Annotated in this window: 17 protein-coding genes; 3 read left to right on the forward strand and 14 right to left on the reverse strand. The window is 43.8% G+C overall.

Going from position 1 to position 19,221, the window contains the following annotated elements; translation table 11 throughout:
* Positions 1-207: 207 nt before the first annotated feature.
* From DN92_RS08375 to DN92_RS08390, 4 genes are read right to left on the reverse strand one after another with little or no spacing between them, the layout of a single operon-like run.
* Positions 208-1,542 carry a terminase large subunit domain-containing protein gene (locus DN92_RS08375; RefSeq protein ID WP_173960803.1) on the reverse strand — a complete coding sequence of 445 codons (1,335 nt, stop codon included), beginning with the start codon at positions 1,540-1,542 and terminating at the stop codon, positions 208-210.
* A 3-nt stretch (positions 1,543-1,545) separates the two neighbouring features.
* Positions 1,546-1,950 (reverse strand): hypothetical protein, encoded by a 405-nt coding sequence (locus tag DN92_RS08380; RefSeq protein ID WP_173960804.1) that lies wholly within the window; start codon positions 1,948-1,950, stop codon positions 1,546-1,548.
* Entirely contained in the window at positions 1,947-2,189 is a 243-nt protein-coding gene (locus DN92_RS08385; RefSeq protein ID WP_173960805.1) for a hypothetical protein, read from the reverse strand. Before DN92_RS08385 ends, DN92_RS08380 begins: the two co-directional genes overlap by 4 nt.
* Positions 2,179-3,120: a YdaU family protein gene (locus DN92_RS08390; protein ID WP_173960806.1), complete on the reverse strand. Its 942-nt coding sequence runs from the start codon at positions 3,118-3,120 to the stop codon at positions 2,179-2,181. The genes DN92_RS08385 and DN92_RS08390 overlap by 11 nt, the downstream gene beginning before the upstream one ends.
* 552 nt (positions 3,121-3,672) lie before the next feature.
* On the opposite strand from DN92_RS08390, the gene DN92_RS08395 reads away from it, so the two are divergent.
* Positions 3,673-3,879 carry a helix-turn-helix transcriptional regulator gene (locus DN92_RS08395; RefSeq protein ID WP_173960807.1) on the forward strand — a complete coding sequence of 69 codons (207 nt, stop codon included), beginning with the start codon at positions 3,673-3,675 and terminating at the stop codon, positions 3,877-3,879.
* Positions 3,880-4,000: 121 nt separating this feature from the next.
* Here DN92_RS08395 and DN92_RS08400 read toward each other — a convergent pair whose 3' ends face one another.
* From DN92_RS08400 to hsdR, 3 genes are read right to left on the reverse strand one after another with little or no spacing between them, the layout of a single operon-like run.
* On the reverse strand, positions 4,001-5,695 hold the full coding sequence (locus DN92_RS08400) for a restriction endonuclease subunit S (protein ID WP_173960808.1): 1,695 nt from the start codon (positions 5,693-5,695) through the stop codon (positions 4,001-4,003).
* Positions 5,695-7,155, reverse strand: a complete 1,461-nt coding sequence (locus tag DN92_RS08405; protein ID WP_173960809.1) for a type I restriction-modification system subunit M — start codon at positions 7,153-7,155, stop codon at positions 5,695-5,697. The genes DN92_RS08400 and DN92_RS08405 overlap by 1 nt, the downstream gene beginning before the upstream one ends.
* Before the next feature lie 39 nt (positions 7,156-7,194).
* Entirely contained in the window at positions 7,195-9,537 is a 2,343-nt protein-coding gene (hsdR, locus tag DN92_RS08410; protein WP_173960810.1) for an EcoAI/FtnUII family type I restriction enzme subunit R, read from the reverse strand.
* 142 nt (positions 9,538-9,679) lie between these two features.
* Here hsdR and DN92_RS08415 point away from each other — a divergent pair, with 142 nt between their 5' ends.
* Positions 9,680-9,982, forward strand: a complete 303-nt coding sequence (locus DN92_RS08415; protein ID WP_011902976.1) for a hypothetical protein — start codon at positions 9,680-9,682, stop codon at positions 9,980-9,982.
* Positions 9,983-10,132: 150 nt separating this feature from the next.
* On the opposite strand, the gene DN92_RS08420 is transcribed toward DN92_RS08415, so the two are convergent.
* The 3 genes from DN92_RS08420 to DN92_RS08430 form a co-directional block, all read right to left on the reverse strand.
* The gene (locus tag DN92_RS08420) at positions 10,133-11,137 is read right to left on the reverse strand and encodes an SIR2 family protein (protein ID WP_173960811.1); all 1,005 of its coding nucleotides are present in this window, start codon (positions 11,135-11,137) and stop codon (positions 10,133-10,135) included.
* A complete protein-coding gene (locus DN92_RS08425) occupies positions 11,138-12,001 on the reverse strand; it encodes a DUF2971 domain-containing protein (RefSeq protein ID WP_173960812.1) in 864 nt (287 codons plus the stop codon).
* Positions 12,002-12,507: 506 nt separating this feature from the next.
* Positions 12,508-14,250: an IlvD/Edd family dehydratase gene (locus DN92_RS08430; protein ID WP_173960813.1), complete on the reverse strand. Its 1,743-nt coding sequence runs from the start codon at positions 14,248-14,250 to the stop codon at positions 12,508-12,510.
* 281 nt (positions 14,251-14,531) lie between these two features.
* Between DN92_RS08430 and DN92_RS08435 the strand changes: the two genes are divergently transcribed.
* Positions 14,532-14,954, forward strand: a complete 423-nt coding sequence (locus tag DN92_RS08435; protein WP_173960814.1) for a VOC family protein — start codon at positions 14,532-14,534, stop codon at positions 14,952-14,954.
* A gap of 25 nt (positions 14,955-14,979) precedes the next feature.
* Here the strand turns inward: DN92_RS08435 and DN92_RS08440 are convergent, their stop codons facing one another.
* The 4 genes from DN92_RS08440 to DN92_RS08455 all read right to left on the reverse strand — a co-directional run bounded on the left by DN92_RS08440 (position 14,980) and on the right by DN92_RS08455 (position 19,218).
* Entirely contained in the window at positions 14,980-17,037 is a 2,058-nt protein-coding gene (locus tag DN92_RS08440; protein ID WP_173960815.1) for a TonB-dependent receptor family protein, read from the reverse strand.
* 84 nt (positions 17,038-17,121) lie between these two features.
* Complete coding sequence (hemP, locus tag DN92_RS10755) at positions 17,122-17,298, reverse strand: hemin uptake protein HemP (protein ID WP_173960816.1); 177 nt, start codon at positions 17,296-17,298, stop codon at positions 17,122-17,124.
* 1 nt (position 17,299) lies between these two features.
* Complete coding sequence (locus DN92_RS08450; RefSeq protein ID WP_173960817.1) at positions 17,300-17,860, reverse strand: energy transducer TonB; 561 nt, start codon at positions 17,858-17,860, stop codon at positions 17,300-17,302.
* A 164-nt stretch (positions 17,861-18,024) separates the two neighbouring features.
* Positions 18,025-19,218, reverse strand: coding sequence for a 50S ribosomal protein L11 methyltransferase (locus tag DN92_RS08455; RefSeq protein WP_173960818.1), 1,194 nt, complete (start codon positions 19,216-19,218; stop codon positions 18,025-18,027).
* Positions 19,219-19,221: the final 3 nt, after the last annotated feature.

Genomic DNA, 19,221 nt, shown 5'->3' on the forward strand with positions numbered 1-19,221 from the left:
TCTTAGGCCTTAGTTAATGCTCTAAGTAAATGGCCATTAATATTCATTCAATCGCACACTCATTTTTTTATCCTCTAGACCATTGATTTATATAGGCTTTTAAATTGCCGTGACTTTTTTTAATCCATTGGTCGCGCGTTCGAATCCCGCCCGATCGAACCAATATAAATATCGTCACCTTAGCCTTTCTGAGCCTTGGAAATCCTGTTAGCCCCTCGATGCATAGAGTGAATCATTTTCAGGCATTCGTCTGGCCCTCATTACCCCATACCTAGTTGCATCCCAAGCATGATCTTCTGCATCGGTATCTACATCTTCAGGGTTTAATGAATCTGGAGGTAGTTGAGGGATAGTTCTTAACCAATGTTTACATGTTGAGAAGACTTTGAGTCTGTTTTCAGCCAGAAGCCGGATGATTTCTTGAGCGCCATTCAATCTGCTTCTGGGAGCGTTATAGGCCTCCGTCCATTTCACGCCTTTATCCCTGAAGATTTGTCCGATGGATCGCTCCGCTCCAATCTTCGAAAAGATGGATGGATCAGCTAGGTTCATGCGGTATTCATAACCAAGGCGTTGGTCGTGTGTTTCGATTTTCTTGATCTTGTCTGCGACTACGGTTGCATCTTCTCTTGTGCCCGTGTTTTCTTTATCGCCATATCCATAGAGTTCTCTCCATAGGTAATAGACTCCATCATTTGATAAGGCAAACCAATACACGGCATAAGGTCTGGCATATCCCCAATCCATAGATCGCCATACCTTCCATGTTGGCGGAATGGCAAAGGGTTCTACAACGTGTTTAGAGGGCTGCCATACGCCTTCCAAGAAACTTCCCACATGGATATCCCAATCACCCTCTAGCCATGCTCTACGCCTGTTTGGATCGCTTAGCGACTCTAGGCTCATGAGGTAGTTGGGATCGTTTCTGAGGAGATGGGTATTCTCATAGATAGTCGAGTGAATTCTCACTTTGGGTAACGCCCCCTCTTGCCTAATGATCTGTCCAGCTGGAATACTGCCAATCTGAAATCTTTCCTTTACGGACGCATGCCCTACTCCAAATGGATTGCATGTTGCCCTCACCATCCTTGGCATTCCGGGATGCGATGACCTGCAGGTGGAATGCATGGCTTCATAGAAAGAGAGGTTGCGCCAGTTGGTGAGCTCTTCAAACCCTAACCAGGGATACTCGTGACCGTGATAGTTCCAGTAGTCATCCTCGTTTGCTCCATAACGGAAGTACAGCATCTCCCCGGTTGGCCACTTCCAGACATAGTCTGATTCATTAAACTTGGCGCCTGGGAAGATTTGATAGAACCAGCGCTTACTCTTGGCTACTACGTCAGCCAACTGGGGATAAGTTAGGCGAAAGAGTGTTCCGCGCCAATGATCGCCAAACCCCCTACCTACATGTTGGGCATAGCTCATGAGCAAGGTATCTGTCTTACCCCCTCCCCTGGTTCCCTCCAGCAATACCTCATAAACAGGGCATGTCAGAAACAAAGTCTGACTGCCGGGCAATGGGGCCCAGATGGTTTTCATGGACTAGTGTTTTGCTTGGGCGGCTTGCTCCCAATCATCTATGCTCATAGCGCTTGGTACGACCAGAACTCCACTTTGTAGAGGTGCGCCATCTTTGCCCGTATGCTCAATGGCTGATAAGCGTGGATGTACGTAAGGTGCAGCGTGCCTTCCTACGGTAGCAGCCATGTTCAGAAGCTTAATACGAGCTTCATTTGCTAACGTCTTGTCACCAAGCTCCTCTTTTTTAACATTGCTAGCTTCTTCGTATAGCTGGTGCATCACCTTCATCATGACCTCTAGGGGTGTGATCCCCTGAGTAGCAAGAGCCTCAGCAATCTGGCGGGTGCGCTTAGTTAGGCTCCCAGTCTTGCGACCAGCCCCCAGTCTTTTTCCACCTTTTGATTTCTTTTGATTGTTTTCAATCATGAGGTGACAGTTGTTACTTTGATGAGCTTTAAAAGATGGGGTTGCAATGCGACTGAATCACCAATGGGCTCATCAAACTCAATAATGATTCGTTGGAATAAGTCATGACGGCTTTGGGCTCCACGATGTTTGACCACGGTACCTACGCGCCCACTCGGGGTCTTCACTTTTGATCCAATAGGAAAGTCTTCCATGTCTAGACGATCAATGACGCCTGCAATGGTTGGATTAGTTTGCATTGGGTTTCTCCGTGGTTTCTGCGCGCTCTTTTCGCTTGTGTAGTTCTGCAAAGATCCTTGTTTTGAAGGTCTCGTAACTTTCTGCCCCCTCGGCTCTCATGCCTAGCTCCCTGCCTTTGGCGTCTATGCCTTCATTGGTTTTCCACCAGGTATCTTCGTCTGCGCTAGCGGCTTCTGCCTTCTTGCGCGCTCCTTTGAGTATTGCCAAGACATAGCCTGCATTGATCGGGGTTGGGTTTGAGACTTTCATGCGCGTTTCCTTTGCTGTGGCGATAGCCTCTGCCACCTCAGCATCCGTTACCCCGAGATTGACGATGTCCCGTATGCGGTAGTCATCTACGGCTGTAGCTCTGCCCTCCTTGCTGATCATGGCTGCAAAGCTTTTATATTTTTCGATGCGCTCCTGAAAAATCTTTTCATCATCGGCAAGCGTGGGTGGTCCTTGGGAAATTTTTTCCTTTTCACCCCCATTGTTTTGTTTGTCTGGTGTATGGAGATTGGTTACTGGTGACTGGTGTTTGGTGTCTGGTGAGCATTGCGTTCGCAATGCGATCGCATTGCGAACGCATCCATTATTGGGAGTGATTTGGGGTTGTGATTCGTTTGTCGGAAATGATTGCCACCTGCCTTCTGCACTCCGCCTGGCTTTGAGTTGCTTATCTTTAAAGCGGGCTATCTCATGATCACAGCGCTCTTGTCTCCAGCCATCCTCAGTCAGGGTAAAAAATTCATTGAGGATTGAGACCACTGCATTTTTTTCTTCTTTGCTTCTTGCATAGATCAATCTTTGCACGAGCTTTACATCGATCGGTAGCGGCTTTTCTGTAGCGTAGTACTTTCTGATGAGGCGACTGTAAGTTGCATCTTCTATGAATGTCAGATGCGCGGTTGCTTCTGCGTAATCTCCAATGTGGTGCTCGTAGTAATTCATCTAAATTTATCTCCGTGTAGTTCTTTTTTCTTGCGTGCAATATGTTTTGCAAGAGATGAATCTAACAATCGAAGAGCGTATCGTCAAACGCGTTTTTTCTGAATTTTTCTTTAATTTATTTATCTAACAAATGTCTGTAATCCTTCTTTGAAAAATTCGTAGGAATTTATTTTAGAGTTTAAAGTATTGATTGATCTATGCATGTCCACTACTCTCTTTACGCTATCAGAATTTACTGACAGGTCTGTAGCCATTTATTTATATTGCTTGTGTCACTTCTATGAATAAATATTTTTTTGTAGTCAAAAATGAATATGCGTCTTCAAAGTGGGTATTGACATTTGATTGACCAACAAAATTTCATTGACTACATTGCACTTTAGCAGCACACAGATTGATTCATAACAAAACACAATAGGAGATTAAGTTAAATGGTGGCATTTCGTTTGTATAGCTTGTATCGATCTTATGGATACACAAAAATGAGTTCTGCAAAGATGGCGTTGCAGGTTTATCGTAAAAACTTAAAGCGCGCCCGCTAAGGAAATGATCATGAATGACATCACATCTAGAGATATGAACGTGACCTTAATGCGAATTCCTCAAATTCTGAAAATGATGCCGATTTCTAAATCCAAGTTTTGGCTCATGGTACAGAAAGGTGAATTTCCCAAGCCAATCAAGATTGGTCGATCATCTTTCTGGACAATTGAGCAGGTTCAGGCATTTATTCGGGAAAAGAGCACTCAATCCCCCTGATTAGTGATTGCCCCCGAAATTAAACCAAAGGCTCCACAGAGCTTCGGGGGTGATTAGTGGAAATGATATATCTTGACTATGCAATGGATCTAGCCAAAAAATTATGGATACAAAGATATCATCACAATTTGGCTGCTATAGCAGCCAATAATTCAGACTTCTTTGAATTTCTAGATACTATTAGGCCATCAAGCTGGTCGCATAGAGACATCAGTTCTCGTATTTTTTTAACAATTCGCTGTTGTTCCGCCAATGGAGGAATTGGAATTGGAAGACTTTTTAATGCACCTTGATTGATTTTCGGCATAGTGCCAGAGGTACCTGAAGCGCGCTTACGCAAAAAATTTCGACTCGGGGATGCGCTCATTGCAAAATATACATAATCGCTATCCAACTCACTCGAAACATGTAGTTTCATCATTAAATCTGGATAAATATATGTATGTAGTGGCCCCCTATATATTGCTGGAACCCCAACATATTCAATGGTATTCCCACGTTGCACCAAAATATCACCATCCTGCAACCAAAGACTTGAGTCTGGTGGTATGTCCTCGGCAATGAATTTCGAATGCTCGCCTTTAAACACTCCAGAAGTTGTTGCGCTCAATGTCAACGACTTAACTTTTGTTTCGTGATTTACAGCCTTGGGCGAATAGCCATTTACTGGACCTAGAATTAAAATTGCATCCAATCTTAAAAGAGCCCACGTATCTGGAACCGAATACTGCAAGGCGCTAGAGTCAGGGTCAATACTCGTTAGTCGAGGGAGAGATAATCGAACCCTCTCTGACTCGATCTTACTTAAAAGATCTTGAATAGAACCGTCTTCTTTTCTTTGCTCGGTTATTTTTCCCGTGATTGCGAGCTGTAAAATGGCTTCTCGCAGTCCGTCTATATTTCCCTTAGCTGAATATAAATCCCCAAAATTTTTGAATATAAAATCCCAGGCCTTTTCATTTGGCTGTCCTGAAGTGGATTCAAAGACTTGCGAAAGCGCTGCAATATGCATAGAGGAGCGTTTTTTCTCTTGCAAAGATTGAAGCGCCTCCATCTCATCACAACATGCCATTAATTGATCTAATTTAGAAACAATACGATGCTGCTCAGCAAGAGGTGGTAGCGGAATCGGTAAACTTACAAACTTAGCAATCGAAACGCCTCCAATAATTCCAGTCATTTCCGATGCAAACATCTCGCGAAATTGAGGCGATAGATAAACGTAGAGAATGTATTTACTCGGGATATTCCCATGTAATTCATTGGCAAATAATTTATTACCGAAGCAAATATCGCGCGCAGTTATTCCACATTTTTTACCAGCACTACCACCTTCGGCGCAAATTAGAACTGCATTTTTATGTGCAATCTTAAATTGCGGCTCACTAGCTGGAATAGATATGCCATTATCGTAATTCAAGCCATCAAAACCATAACCAACGTCTTTAGTCGCAATATAAGGTAATCCGACCGCACCCGCATACTTTGCCTCTTTCTCTGAAGAGTTGATGCTATTACCATTAAAGATATTTCCAACAAAACCAAGTTGAACCCATTTCCATCCATGCGGCAACTGATATGGTCCATCTACAAAAGGTTTCTCAAAGGTGGCCTTTAATTTCTTAATGGCGCCATCTTTTACTAATAAATTTTTATCAGCAACAATATCCCCAAGCAATTCGGTGACCGGTAAATCATGCTTGTCTTGCGACACAAGCCTCCCTCGCATCGCAAGATTTAGTATGAGTTCTCGCAGTTTTTGTATGCCTTCAGGTTCCGAAAAGGCAACATCAAAATACTCCTCTAAAAGATCCATTACCGAGATCCAAGCGCAACTATTAATTCAGCCTTCAACTCTTCTTGAATAGAGGAAATTTGATGGGCAATCTCCTGATACTCCCCCAATAATTGAATTGGATCTTGATGGTCAATTTGTACAGTGTGGGGATTTTTGGAGTCTAAGTTATATCCACTTTTGACAATGTCATCTGCAGATATTTTCCAGGCATGATTTGTAGTAATTCGACTATTACGCTCAAGACCGCCCCACCAAGATCGTTCATGAGCAAATTCTTTAACATCAAGGGGCTTTGACCGAGAGTAGCTCTTATAACCATCTGGATATGGATGCTCATAAAACCAAATATCTTTAGTGGGTCCGCCTTTTTCAAAGAAAAGTAGGTTAGTTGCAATACTTGTGTATGGTGCAAATACACCCTTTGGTAAACGCACTATGGTGTGCAAATTACACTCTTCCAGAAGTTTTTCTTTGACGCGACTCTTAATGCCCTCTCCAAATAAGAACCCATCCGGAAGAACTACCGCAGCTCGCCCACCTGGTTTGAGTATTTGCATAATAAGCACCAGAAATAGATCGGCTGTTTCCCTTGTTCTAAATGCGGTTGGGAAATTAGTTTCGATCCCATCCTCTTCCATCCCGCCAAATGGTGGATTGGTAATCACTACATCCACTCTCTCTGATGGACCCCAGCTAATTAAGGGCCTTGCTAAGGTATTATCATGACGAATATTGCTTGGCACATCAATGCCATGAAGAATCATGTTTGTGGTGCACAGCAAGTGCGGCATTGGTTTTTTCTCAATGCCGAAGATGCTGCCCTGTAATTGGGCTTCATCTTCTAATGTTTTGACATCTTGTTTTCTAATATGCTCAATTGAGCATGATAAGAATCCACCTGTTCCGCAGGCTGGGTCCATTACCTTTTCACTCAGGCGTGGATTAACCATCTGGACCATGAATTCAGTCACCGCTCTTGGGGTGTAGAACTCACCTGCATTACCTGCTGCTTGTAGGTCTCTCAGAAGCTGCTCATACATATCGCCAAAGAGATGGCGCTCTTGGGCTTTGTTGAAATCTACGCCCTCTTGAATCTTATTAATCACCTGACGAATTAGCTGGCCAGACTTCATATAGTTATAGGCATCCTCGAATACGGAGCGAATAACATAGGCACGTTGATCGCCGCCTTTGGCCTCTAGGTTTTGAAGTGCTGGAAATAGATCGTTATCTAAGAACTGCTTTAGCTCATCGCCGGTCATGCCCTCAGCATTAGCCGCCCAATTTCTCCAGCGGTATTTTTCCGGTAGTGGAGATTTGTATTTATCTTGCAGTAATTCCCACTCGCTCTCACGATCATCAAAGATCTTGAGGAATAGCATCCACACCAATTGACTTAAACGCTGGGCATCACCATCAACACCCACGTCTTTGCGCATGATGTCTTGGATTGATTTAATAGTTGAACTAATACTCATAAGTGGTAATGCCTATCTATTGGGGTGTTGCTATGAATTTTAGGCGTAGAGCTGGTTTTCTAGCTCATGCAATGCAGCTATATAGCCTGGCTTACCGCCAAAGGCTGATACAAGTTCGCTGGCTGTGCCCATTTTACTAAATGGGTCTAGGGTCAGAATCTTGATATCGTCAATATTCTCGATGCCAGTGTCTGCGTATTTTTCTAGTAAGGCCTCAAGAACCTTGCGAGCCTGTTCGCCATACTTGGTGAAGTAGTTACGCTTTTTGACTTGATCTGCACGCTCCCTACGAGTGAGTGCGGGCTGATCAAATGCTACATGGCAAATTAAATCAAAAGCATCGCAATCTTTATTAACTTCGATCGCCAATGCCTCCAGTAAAAGACCATGCTCTTCTAGCTCCTTAATTACAGCAGCCTTACGCTCAGCGGAAGTCCATCTCTTCAGAAATTGATCCAGCGTTGAATAGTCTTTTCGCACTGCTTTACGGGTGTAGTCCTTTAAGGACTCTGTAATCAACTTACCTTCGGGTCCGTAATACTGAACCCGCTCGGCAACAACCTGAACCTCTACGTCACCCACAAAGTATTTAGCTCTCACACCCTCTGGTCCAGGAGGGAAGCCAGGGGGCTCTGGAGGAACGGGCGGCTCAACTCCGGGAGGCGTTGGCGGCTCCACCGGAGGAACCGGGGGGTCATCAACCCCAGGCTCATAGATAACAATTGGCGGGCCATCAAATGCCTCATCAGCAAAAAGCTCAGTAGCCTTTTTAAAGTCCATGATGGTGAACCAGTACTTGTCGTAATCTTCGTTAATGCGGGTACCACGCCCAATCATCTGCTTGAATTCGGTCATAGACTTGATATGTTGATCAAGCACTACTAATTTACAGGTCTGAGCATCTACGCCAGTAGTCATTAGCTTAGAGGTTGTAGCAATTACTGGGTAACGTTCTTCTGGGTTAATGAAGTTATCAAGCTCAGCTTTACCTTCTTGCTCATCACCGGTAATACGCATGACGTACTTGCGATTTTCTTTGACTCGCTCTGGATTTAGATTAACCAAGGCTTGACGCATACGCTCTGCGTGATCAATGTCATCGCAAAACACGATGGTCTTAGCAAATGGATCGGTAGCAGTTAAGAAATCAGTGATTTTCTTTGCCACCAGCTCTGTACGCTTTTCCAAGACCAGGGTTCGATCCATATCGTTCTGGTTGTAGATGCGATCCTCGATTAATTGGCCACGTTTATCTACCTGTCCAGCGCTAGGTCTCCAGCCCTGGAGATCTCTATCGATATCAATACGAATGACTTTATACGGGGCAAGGAAACCATCTTCAATTCCTTGCTTTAGTGAGTAGCTGTAAACAGGATCGCCAAAGTAAGTAATGCTTGATATTTCTTTGGTTTCTTTTGGTGTAGCTGTTAAGCCAATGTGTGTGGCAGAGGAAAAGTAATCCAAGATCTCACGCCAAGCTGAATCTTCAGAGGCGCTGCCGCGATGACACTCATCAATCACGATCAAATCAAAGAAGTCTGGAGAGAACTGCTTGTAAATATTCTTTTCTTCATCGTTACCAGTAACGGCTTGGTAAAGGGACAAGTAAATTTCGTAGCTCTTATCAATCTGACGCTTGCTGATCTTAGTCATTGCAGCGCCAAACGGCTTGAAGTCATTATTCTTGGTTTGATCGACTAGGATGTTGCGGTCAGCTAAAAATAAAATACGCTTCTTTGTGCCAGACTTCCATAAGCGCCAGATGATCTGAAAAGCTGTATACGTCTTCCCTGTACCGGTAGCCATTACCAGCAGAATACGATTGGCACCATTGGCCACAGCTTCGATTGTTCTGTTTACTGCATTGACCTGGTAATACCTTGGAGCGCGCCCAGTACCATCGTCGTAATAAGGCATTTCTACGGTATTTTTTGCCTCAGGGGTATCAACACCTTTCCATTTGCAATAACGCGCCCATAGCTCTTCTGGTGACGGGAATGAGTCCAATGAAAGCTCTTGCTCCACTTTGTCCGCCAGGCCGGTTCGGTCATGCATTAAGAATGCGTCGCCGTTTGAACTAAATACAAAAGGCACATCCAGCGTTTCCGCGTAATCAAGTGCTTGCTGCATTCCTGCGCCAACACTGAGGTTGTTTTCTTTGGCCTCGATTACGGCGATGGGAATATTAGATTTGTAATACAGAATGTAATCTGCGCGCTTTTGCTGTCCGCGGGTATGTAATTTGCCGCGAACAATAATGCGGCCTTTAGTAAAACTTAATTCCTCGCGAATTTGAGTGTGCAAATCCCAACCTGCGCCAAGAATGGCTGGCGTAATGAATTTCGTACAAATATCTCGTTCGCTAAGGGATTTCTTGCTCATTCAATAATGCCAAAAGTTATATATATCCCTTAATAATATAAGGAAATCAGTCATTTAATGGCATTTTTAGGGTTTGCATACCAGGCTCACTATCTGAGCCTTTATAGGCATACACTTAAGCTGACGCAACAGGGGAAAGTTAATGAAATATCAATTTTGTTTGGTCGCACTGCTCATTTCGGGGTTTGCACATAGTCAGGCCATTTATGGCCCTAACGGTGAATACAAAGGTTATATACAAACCTCTCCCAATGGAGTGTCTAACTCTTACAGTGCTACTGGGGCATTCCAGGGATCAGCTCAAGTACAAGGTAACCAAACAAATTTCTATGGGCCTCAGGGTCAATATCAAGGAAATATCCAAGCGCCGATTACCACCCCACCAAATACAACAATTGGAACACCCCCACAGGTGAATCAAGCACCTAGCATCAAGGGTTGGTGATTAGCTAGTGGAGTATTAAGACGCTATTTTGGTGGTGGATAGAGAACCCAAAAAAGGGTCTCGTGAATATGGGCTCTGCGGTTGTATATGGCTGTGAGTCGAATCACTACAAATATTATCTGAACACCGAACCCTACTAACTGCGAATTTTTAAATGAAGAAATTCATTACTTTCTTGTACTCTATTGGGCTTCCATCAAAAATCTCTTTGAGGCTACGACGCGATCCGCCGATCAACGATTTTTTGAATACGCTCTCCAACGAAGTTCCGCAGGTAATTTGACCCGAAGACCTGGTCTTATTTAGCCTTAAAGCAAGTTCCGCCCCCATGGGATCAATTAAAAAGATCTTTAATCCCAATTCCACGGCTTGGGTTAACGCCTCGTTAATATGCTCATCGCCAAATCCATACCCTATAACCATCAACCTAGCATTGGGCTCACTTAAGTATTCGGCAAATTTGTTTTGATACATCTGCAATATAGGGGTAGTAGAAATTTCTTGAGTTTTATTACCGCCCATAATCAAAAGAGGTGATCCATCTTCTTTCTGCCAATTAGAGGACCCATGTAATTTATATATAGGCTGCATTCTTGCTGATAAATCTACATTTAAATTAGATTGCGGAATCCATCTTCCCCGCGCCTTAGATAAATGATGAAATGGCTCCAATGATGGCCGAAAATCTAACCCAGGAAGTGATGCTCCATCCCATCTTCTAGGGGAAATTAAAGATAAATCGACCCTAGATAAGTAATGCTCTTCAAGCAAAAGATCTTGATTGAGTGTAAAAATTGCGTCGAATTTGTTTAAAAAGGAAGCAATAGTTTTCGAAGACTCCTTAGGAGAGGTTTGCAAATCCCAATCATTAAGATCAAGAAAACCAGAGTTCATATCGCCAAACATGACTAAAACCGCAGATTCAAATTCGGCCAAATCAAATTGCCACTCAGCTGGGTTGTTTTTAGCCAGCATCTGCAACTCTGCCAAGGCAGCCTCAAAACCACCTGACAACTGGTGCTTCCATAGTAATTGTCGTAATTTGTCACTTCCAATAACTGCTTTGGTACCCAGTAAATATTCAAAAACTTCTGTAGCCAACCATCCACCCCAATTGCGGCTAAAACCAGCGCCCAGTAAAAGTAATTTTGGCATCTAATTCACTCTCTTGAAAATTTTCAACCCATATGAGGACCTATCCTGCCTTGCAGAATAAATAATGGGCATAGAGAAGCCTTTTAATTCCCTGTCTTTTAAAATCTTTTCTATCAGAGGCATTTGCTCTTCTGGAAATCTACAACCCAAAATAATCCCAGTTAAGGCGCTAGGCTTAAATGGCAAAAAGCTATTGGCAAGCCCAGGCCTAATAATTCTTCGCTCTTGCTCATACCCCCAACTTTTAAATTTTCTTAACAAGCCGACTTTTAATGCATTCTCCTGCGGGTCAGTCCACTCGACAACAGGATAATCAGCCGAATATTCAACTGAAATAGCTTGTAAAAAAACTTCTGGGTTTATGCTGACATCAAATTGCAAAACCAAACCCTTATGCTGATCAGCGTAATGACTCCACATTAAAATTTCCCTGGGATCTTGGGATAAGCAACATACACCAGCCGTGCCGGCGTGTTTTACACTGGACTCCATGACCCTTGCTTCTAAACCCTCAGGATCGAGCATTAATTGGTCAATTTGACGCTGTCTTAGTTTCCATGTTTTTTGAGCTATATCAGGGTTATTTTGAAGAATACCTTTTAGTCTTTCCCGTCGCTTTGCTGGATTTCTGTCAACCGTATAAACCCACTTCATATCAAATGGGTCGTTAAATGATTGCGGGGAACTTAACCATAAATTTGAGTCGCATATTATTGAACTCAGATACTCCGGGGCGTTGCATGAGTAATATTTATAAAGAAAAACTTTGTAATTTTGCTTTACGATAAAGCGACGCCTTTCCCTAATCGGCAATAACGCGACCTCTTTAAGTAGCTGACTGGAAGAAATATTTGATTTAGGCATACATATTCATGCAATTAGAGGTAGAAATTTCTCAAAAAATGTTCTCACCCAAAATACCTTGAAGTCTAAGGTCCAGCATATCAGAGCGGATCCGAAAATAGTGGCTTACCGGCATGATTTCAGAAAGCCTTACACAACTCCTATTAAACAGTTTTTGGAGATGGGCAGCAGAGCTCCAATAACATAGGGCCCGTGGATGCTGGAACTTCTGCCGTATACGGCGTAAGGGGTCTATGCATGATTCTTTTTCTATCGCCAACCCCTCCAGAATATGAAGACAATTTAATCAAATTGTACGAATGAAATCTGGGGGTATTTTTGGGGGTACTCTTTGAAATTCGTACCTTTTTGGTATTACGTAACCTATTGTTTTTGATCTAGAAAATGGGATTTAGTTCGATCTCCGCCGACCCACCATTTTGAAGTAAATTGATCCGCTCAATAGACAAACGCCACCTCATCAGGTGGCGTTTGTCTTTTCTTTGATCAGATTTAAATTGCTTGAATCAACGCTTTGGTGTTTTCCCAACTATCTTTGCTGCCCTCAAGAAATCAAAGTCTACACCCTTATCAGCTTGGGTCACTGTGTCTAAGAAAAGCTTGAGATAGCCACGCTCTGCAGTCGGCTCAATCACTGGATTTTCTTGTGCTCGCTTAGCCAATTCTTCATCTGTAATCAGTAAGCTGATCTCACGATTTTTTACACTAAGACGAATGCGGTCACCATTTTTTACATGCGCTAGTGGCCCACCTACTGCCGCTTCTGGGGTCACATGCAACACAATGGTTCCAAACGCCGTACCACTCATACGTCCATCAGAAATCCGCACAATATCTTTTACACCTGCGCGTGCCAGCTTCATCGGAATCGGAATATATCCCGCCTCTGGCATGCCAGGCGCACCCTTAGGACCAATATTCTTGAGCACCAAAATATCATCTACCGTGACATCTAAATCGGGGCTATCAATACGATTGGCAAGATCTTCAGAGTTTTCAAAAACAACCGCGCGACCTTCATGCTCCATAAGTTTTTCATTGGCAGCGGACTGTTTGATGATGGCGCCACCAGGAGCTAAGTTGCCATGTAGCACAGCAATACTGCCGCGTGGATAGATTGGGTTATCAAACTTACGCACTACATCTTGCTTAAAGCTAGGCGGTGCAGCGTCAATCTCTTCGCCCAAAGTGCGACCAGTTACTGTCATCGCATCCAGCTTTAACAAAGGCTTCAGTTCGCGCAGTAGGGTTGTCATACCGCCGGCGTCATGGAAGTTCTCCATGTAGTGATCACCCGAGGGCTTGAGATCCACGAGTACGGGAGTCTCATCACCCATCTTATCTAGAGCATCTAAGTCAATCTCTAGGCCCATACGGCCAGCGATCGCAGCTAAATGTACGATCGCGTTTGTCGATCCGCCAATAGCCAACAAGACACGCATCGCATTTTCAAAAGCATCCGCTGTCAATATCTTGTCTATTGTTAAGCCATCTTTTGCCATCTGCACGGCACGAGCGCCCGACTCTTCCGCGACTCGAATACGATCAGCCGTTACTGCTGGTGGAGTGGCGCCACCAGTAACCGTCATACCCAATGCCTCAGAAATACAGGCCATCGTGCTAGCTGTACCCATCACTGAGCAGGTACCTACGCTCGCAACTAGTTGGTCATTGACTTCATCTTTTTCAGCTTCGTCGATTTCACCAGCACGGAATTTCCCCCAATAGCGACGACAGTCAGTACATGCGCCAACACGCTCGCTTCGATGCGATCCAGTCAACATTGATCCAGTAATCAGCTGAATAGCTGGAAGACCTGCTGAAGCCGCACCCATCATTTGCGCTGGAACTGTTTTGTCGCAACCACCAATCATAACTACCGCATCCATCGGTTGAGCGCGGAGCATCTCTTCAGTGTCCATCGACATCAGATTACGTAAATACATACTCGTTGGAGCAGCAAAACTTTCATGAATGGAGATCGTTGGAAAATCCATCGGCAAGCCACCAGCCAACATCACGCCGCGCTTAACAGCCTCAATCAGCTGCGGCATGTTTCCATGACAAGGGTTATATGCACTACCGGTATTGATAATGCCAATCACTGGGCGATCTAGAGCGCTATTGGTATAGCCAGCGCCCTTAATAAATGCTTTACGCAAGAACAAGGAAAAGCCCTTGTCGCCGTAACTTGTTAACCCCTTGCGTAAGCCGGTTTCAGTAGTTTGTTTTTTGTCTTTACTTGTCATGGAAATTCTTTAATTTAAAAATTAGCCTCTTTGATCACTTTTTCCCAGCGCTTCACTTCAGGCTTGAGCAATGGAGCTATTCAAACGATCAACGATAGGCATAGGTATATCTACCGACGCAAGAACGCCGAGCCATAGCGTAATAGTAGCTACCTAATTGAAAATTGATCATTTTTGCCTCCATTGAACAGCTTTATTTTTATACTCTTAATATACTAAACTTTACTAATTCACCAACTTGAGCGTGCTAAGCTCAAACTACATCGTTACTAAGGATCGCCATGTCAACCATTCAACCCTTTCATCTTGCTTTTCCTGTAGACAACCTAGAGGCAGCTCGCACTTTTTACGGCAGCACCTTAGGCTGCGCCGAGGGACGAAGCTCAGATGAATGGATTGACTTTGATTTCTTTGGGCACCAGCTAGTTGCCCACCTTGCCCCTCAAGAATGCGGTCACGCAGCCTCAAATGAGGTTGACGGACATCAAGTTCCTGTAAAACATTTTGGGGTTGTTCTGACAATGCCAGATTGGCACGTCTTAGCTGAGCGTCTAAGCAAAAGCGGCATGAAATTCATCATAGAGCCGCAGATTCGATTTAAGGGAAAAGTGGGTGAGCAAGCCACCATGTTCTTCTTAGATCCCGCCGGGAATGCTCTAGAGTTCAAGGCATTTGAAGATCCAAGCCAACTCTTTGCAAAATAATTGGCTTGGATCTGACATCAAGAAATTAAAAGTATTGGTAACTCATTCCCGCTTGAAAATTTAAGGGCGCTCCAGCGAAGATCCCGTCAGGGCTTCTGCTGGAGATGTATCGCTTGTTGAAGATATTATTCACCACGCCAAAGACCTTTAAGCTTTTATTAATCGAGTAATTTGTACTCCAATTGACTGTAGTGACCGAGGGTATTTCACCCAAGGTACCAATGGAGTTTGACTTAACTGTATTGGCTGAATCCGGAAATTGTTGCGAAAGGTAATTCAGGCTCACCAAAGAGTTAAATCCATTTTTTTGATAGTTCACCCCGAGATTCGATGTCAGGTCAGGGGTGTAAGGAATCCGATTACCATCAGCACCAATTGAGGAGCTTCCCACAAATTTAGCCACCGGGATGTAGGTCAGATTTCCATTAACGCTCCAACCAGCACCCAAGACATATCCTAAAGCCAATTCCATGCCTTGATGCAAGCTTTTGCCACCATTGGCCTTAGTGATTCCAGCTGCAAGACTTTGATTCACGATTTGATTGCTAAAGTTCATACTAAAAATTGCAGCATCGTAAGTAAACCCAGAATTCGCACCCCTCAAGCCGAATTCAATATTGGTAGAGCGCTCCGGATCTAATTGCTGATCAACCCCCTTTTCATTAATTGCAGTAGCCAATTGTGCGGGTGCAAATCCTTTATAGACGCTGGAATACAGCTGTAGCTCTGGTATTACCTGCCATGTCGCACCAAGCTGTGGAATCGTTTCTACATTTTTTGCGCTGCCATTTTTTTCAGTAAGGATGTTATTGCGAGTTTGGTTGTAGCTTTCAATACGTAATCCTGGAATCAAAGCAAAGTCTTTAGTGAGTAAAAATCGATTTTGGGCAAAGATTGCTGACGAATTGGCTTTATTCTCCTCATGACCAGTAACCCTGCCTGATTTTGCAAAACTAGTAGATGCCACCATTTGATTGGTTTGCGACTCAGTATGCAGACGCACTCCAAACTCAAGCGCATTCTTGATTCCCATTGCACTATATTCATGGGAAATGCGGGAATCAACACCGAGCATCTGAAATTCGCGATTACGGCCAAACATACAGTTAGCGGTCCCATTGCAAGCATTAAAAACTGTCTGATCCGCATTGCGAGCACTGATACTTTGTCGCCAATAATCTCGCCCCAACTTACTCCAATACAGCAAGGTATTCAGCTTGGTATCTGCATCTATTTCCCATGCATGATTAATATCAACGGCGTTTCTTTGTGTCACAAAGTAATCATTTGGTGCTGGATTTGACGATATTTTATTAATGTACTGATTGGGCCTTAATCCCACATATGAAGTATTTATATTATTGTCATAGTGGGTGTACTTCAAACTCAACCATTGATCTTGATTAATGCTAATACCACCCTTGAATAAGATGTCATACATTTTGTAGCCATTGTCCTGATAACCATTCGACTCTGATTTGATGATGTTGATGCCGGCGATAGCCCCGTTTAAATCTGACTTAGCACCAGCCTCAATTTGAGCCAATTGATAGCCATAGTTACCAGCTTTAGCAGAGAGCTTCAAACCCTGCTCCGGAGTTTTGGTCAAGTAATTCACTACACCGCCAATATTGGATGGACCATATTGCAGGCCTGAGGCACCCTTTAATACTTCTATCCCACTCATGCGATCAACAGGCGGACTGTAATAGGATGCATTCGAAATAAACAAACTAGGATGAATCGGCGCACCATCCTCCAGCAGCAATACTTTTTGACTGCGACTCGGATTGAGACCCCGAATTCCAATATTTGGGATAGAGCCAAGGCCACCTTCATCACCGCGAATGTTTACCCCAGGAATAGTCTTTAGGGCATCTTGGAGTGATAAAGGTTGCAGTATTTCTAACTGTTTCTGATTAATCACATCGACAGTCCCTGGAATTTTGGATCGCGCATTGACTCCGCGACCCACAATATCCATCCTTGGTAAATCAGTTTCCTGAGCATGAATATCTATAGCAAACGACCATCCACATACCAATGCAATACTTGAGGCCCAAGCTACTTTTTGCTGCTTCATATGCAATCTCCAGAGATATAAATTAAAAATCGCTGGCTATTTGCATCTCAAGATACTTTTGCTGGCTAATGAATTAGTGAAAGATTATTTGGTCAAGATTAATTTCCTTAACTTAGTGATACTCAATGTGTATCTTTGGCCATCGTGCAGAATGACAATCGATTTATCTTGACCCAACAAAGTAGTGCTGGAAATGACCTTTCCCCAGCTCTTTGTCAGACAATGGGATTCCTGGAGCGGCCCTTTGAAATCAAAATTCACTCTAGGCCTCCAATCTAAAATGAATAGGTAGGCGATAGCAATCTGATGAAGGCGCTTTAACTATCTCTAGCGCTGAGAATTTCCAGGTTTTGATGGTTTCTAAGGCGGATTGATCTAATCTTTGATGGCCCGAGCTCTTCATAACAACAACACTTTCAACATTACCCCGGTGACTTAGGCAAACTTGAAGATCAACGGCGCCCTGCTCCCCCATTCGCCTACTCGCCAAAGGGTATGGTGGTCTTGGATTGACAAACTTTTCGCGCGCTTGGATGCCTTTACTCGCTAATGATGATGAGGGTGACTTTGACTCAGAATCACTTACAACCGAAATTGAAGAGGTTGTTAGCTTTGAATCTTTAGGACTGAGATTAAAGCCTAGCGTTTTTATAGGTATAGAGGGGATGCGCCGGTCGCTTGAATCCACGAAGAGATTAAGCGTAATAATATCTTTGGACAATAAAACTGGATTGGCTCGAGGATAGAGACTCACCGCATGAAACAACACCAGATGCATCGAGATCACTAAAAGAATAACTACAGCATTCCTATTTAATTTCATTCTTGCACTTCTCAGCAAATCCATCTCCCCAACTGCTACTCACAAATATTACAAATGAAAATCATTCTCATTCATTTTATGGAAGGCAACTTGTTTAAACAACCCCTCGGCATAAGGGGGTGTTTGGGCTAGGGGTATTTGAGCTGCTTAAATAGAGTGGAAGCTCAATCTCTTAAGCTTAGACGCCACAGAGAGGTAATCTCAGCGACTCTTGCAAAGTGAAGCAAATCAGAGTCATCAAAAGCTTTGGCATGTTTCGGCTTGGTGTCTACTCTGCCTAATACTTTCAAGTCAGCTATTTCAATCCAAGCAAGTAATTCTTGACGGGTCCTGAGTTCAAGATGCTCTGCCAGATCAGAAAGAATGAGCCACCCCTCGCCTTGAGGCAGGAGGTGATCCTTTAGTCCGGATAAAAAACCTTTTAGCATTTGATTGTCTGGGTCGTATATTGCATGTTCTAAAGTTGAGCTAGGCCTTGCAGGAATCCAAGGTGGGTTGCATACGATTAATGAAGCCTTCCCGGGTGGGAATAAATTGGCTTTCACAATCTCTACTTGTGAATTCAGGTTTAACAATGCAATATTTTCTTTGGCGCAAGTCAGCGCCCTATCGTCCTGATCAGTAGCAATGATTTTTTGCACATCCCGCATCGCTAGAATAATAGACAGCACCCCAGTGCCAACACCGATATCAAAGGCGATAGAATCTTCATTCAGCCGCTTTGGTAATGGTGTATTACAAAGCAGCTCAATGTATTCACCACGAACAGGCGAGAAAACGCCGTAATGCGGACGAACAAAAATAGGCTCTCCATCGCCATCAGCAAGAATAGGCAATCCATTCTTACGCCATTCATGGGCGCTAATCACACCCAACAACTCACGTAATGAAATAACATAGGACTCACTCACTTTGCCATAGGCTTCTAGACAAGCTTGAGTGACGTCAGGTGTACGACGCAATGCAATGGTGTGATCGCAGTTACATTGGATCAGCAAGTTACCCAGTATTCGCGCTCGCTGTGACTGGATAAGTCGGTGTTGATGAAAGATATCTTTTGCTGTTTTTTTAACCGCAACATCATCTGCTTTGTCCACCCGCTTGCCTGTACGTTTGGATTTTTTTGAGGGCTTGTCTATCCTCCGTACCAACGCTTGCAACAACTGACGGGCATTCTGGAAATCGCCCTTCCATAAAATAGCAGTACCTTCACAGGCCAAATGATAAGCATCATCTGCCGTCAAGGTGTCATCCCCAGTTACTACTTTTTTATGCGGCGCAATGCCATTTTCAGAATGCCAAAGCGCTGTACACGCTTCACCATTCTCATTCCAATGAATGGAGGTATTTTGGGTCATGAC

The organism is Polynucleobacter arcticus, assembly GCF_013307205.1.
Taxonomy (GTDB): Bacteria; Pseudomonadota; Gammaproteobacteria; order Burkholderiales; family Burkholderiaceae; genus Polynucleobacter; species Polynucleobacter arcticus.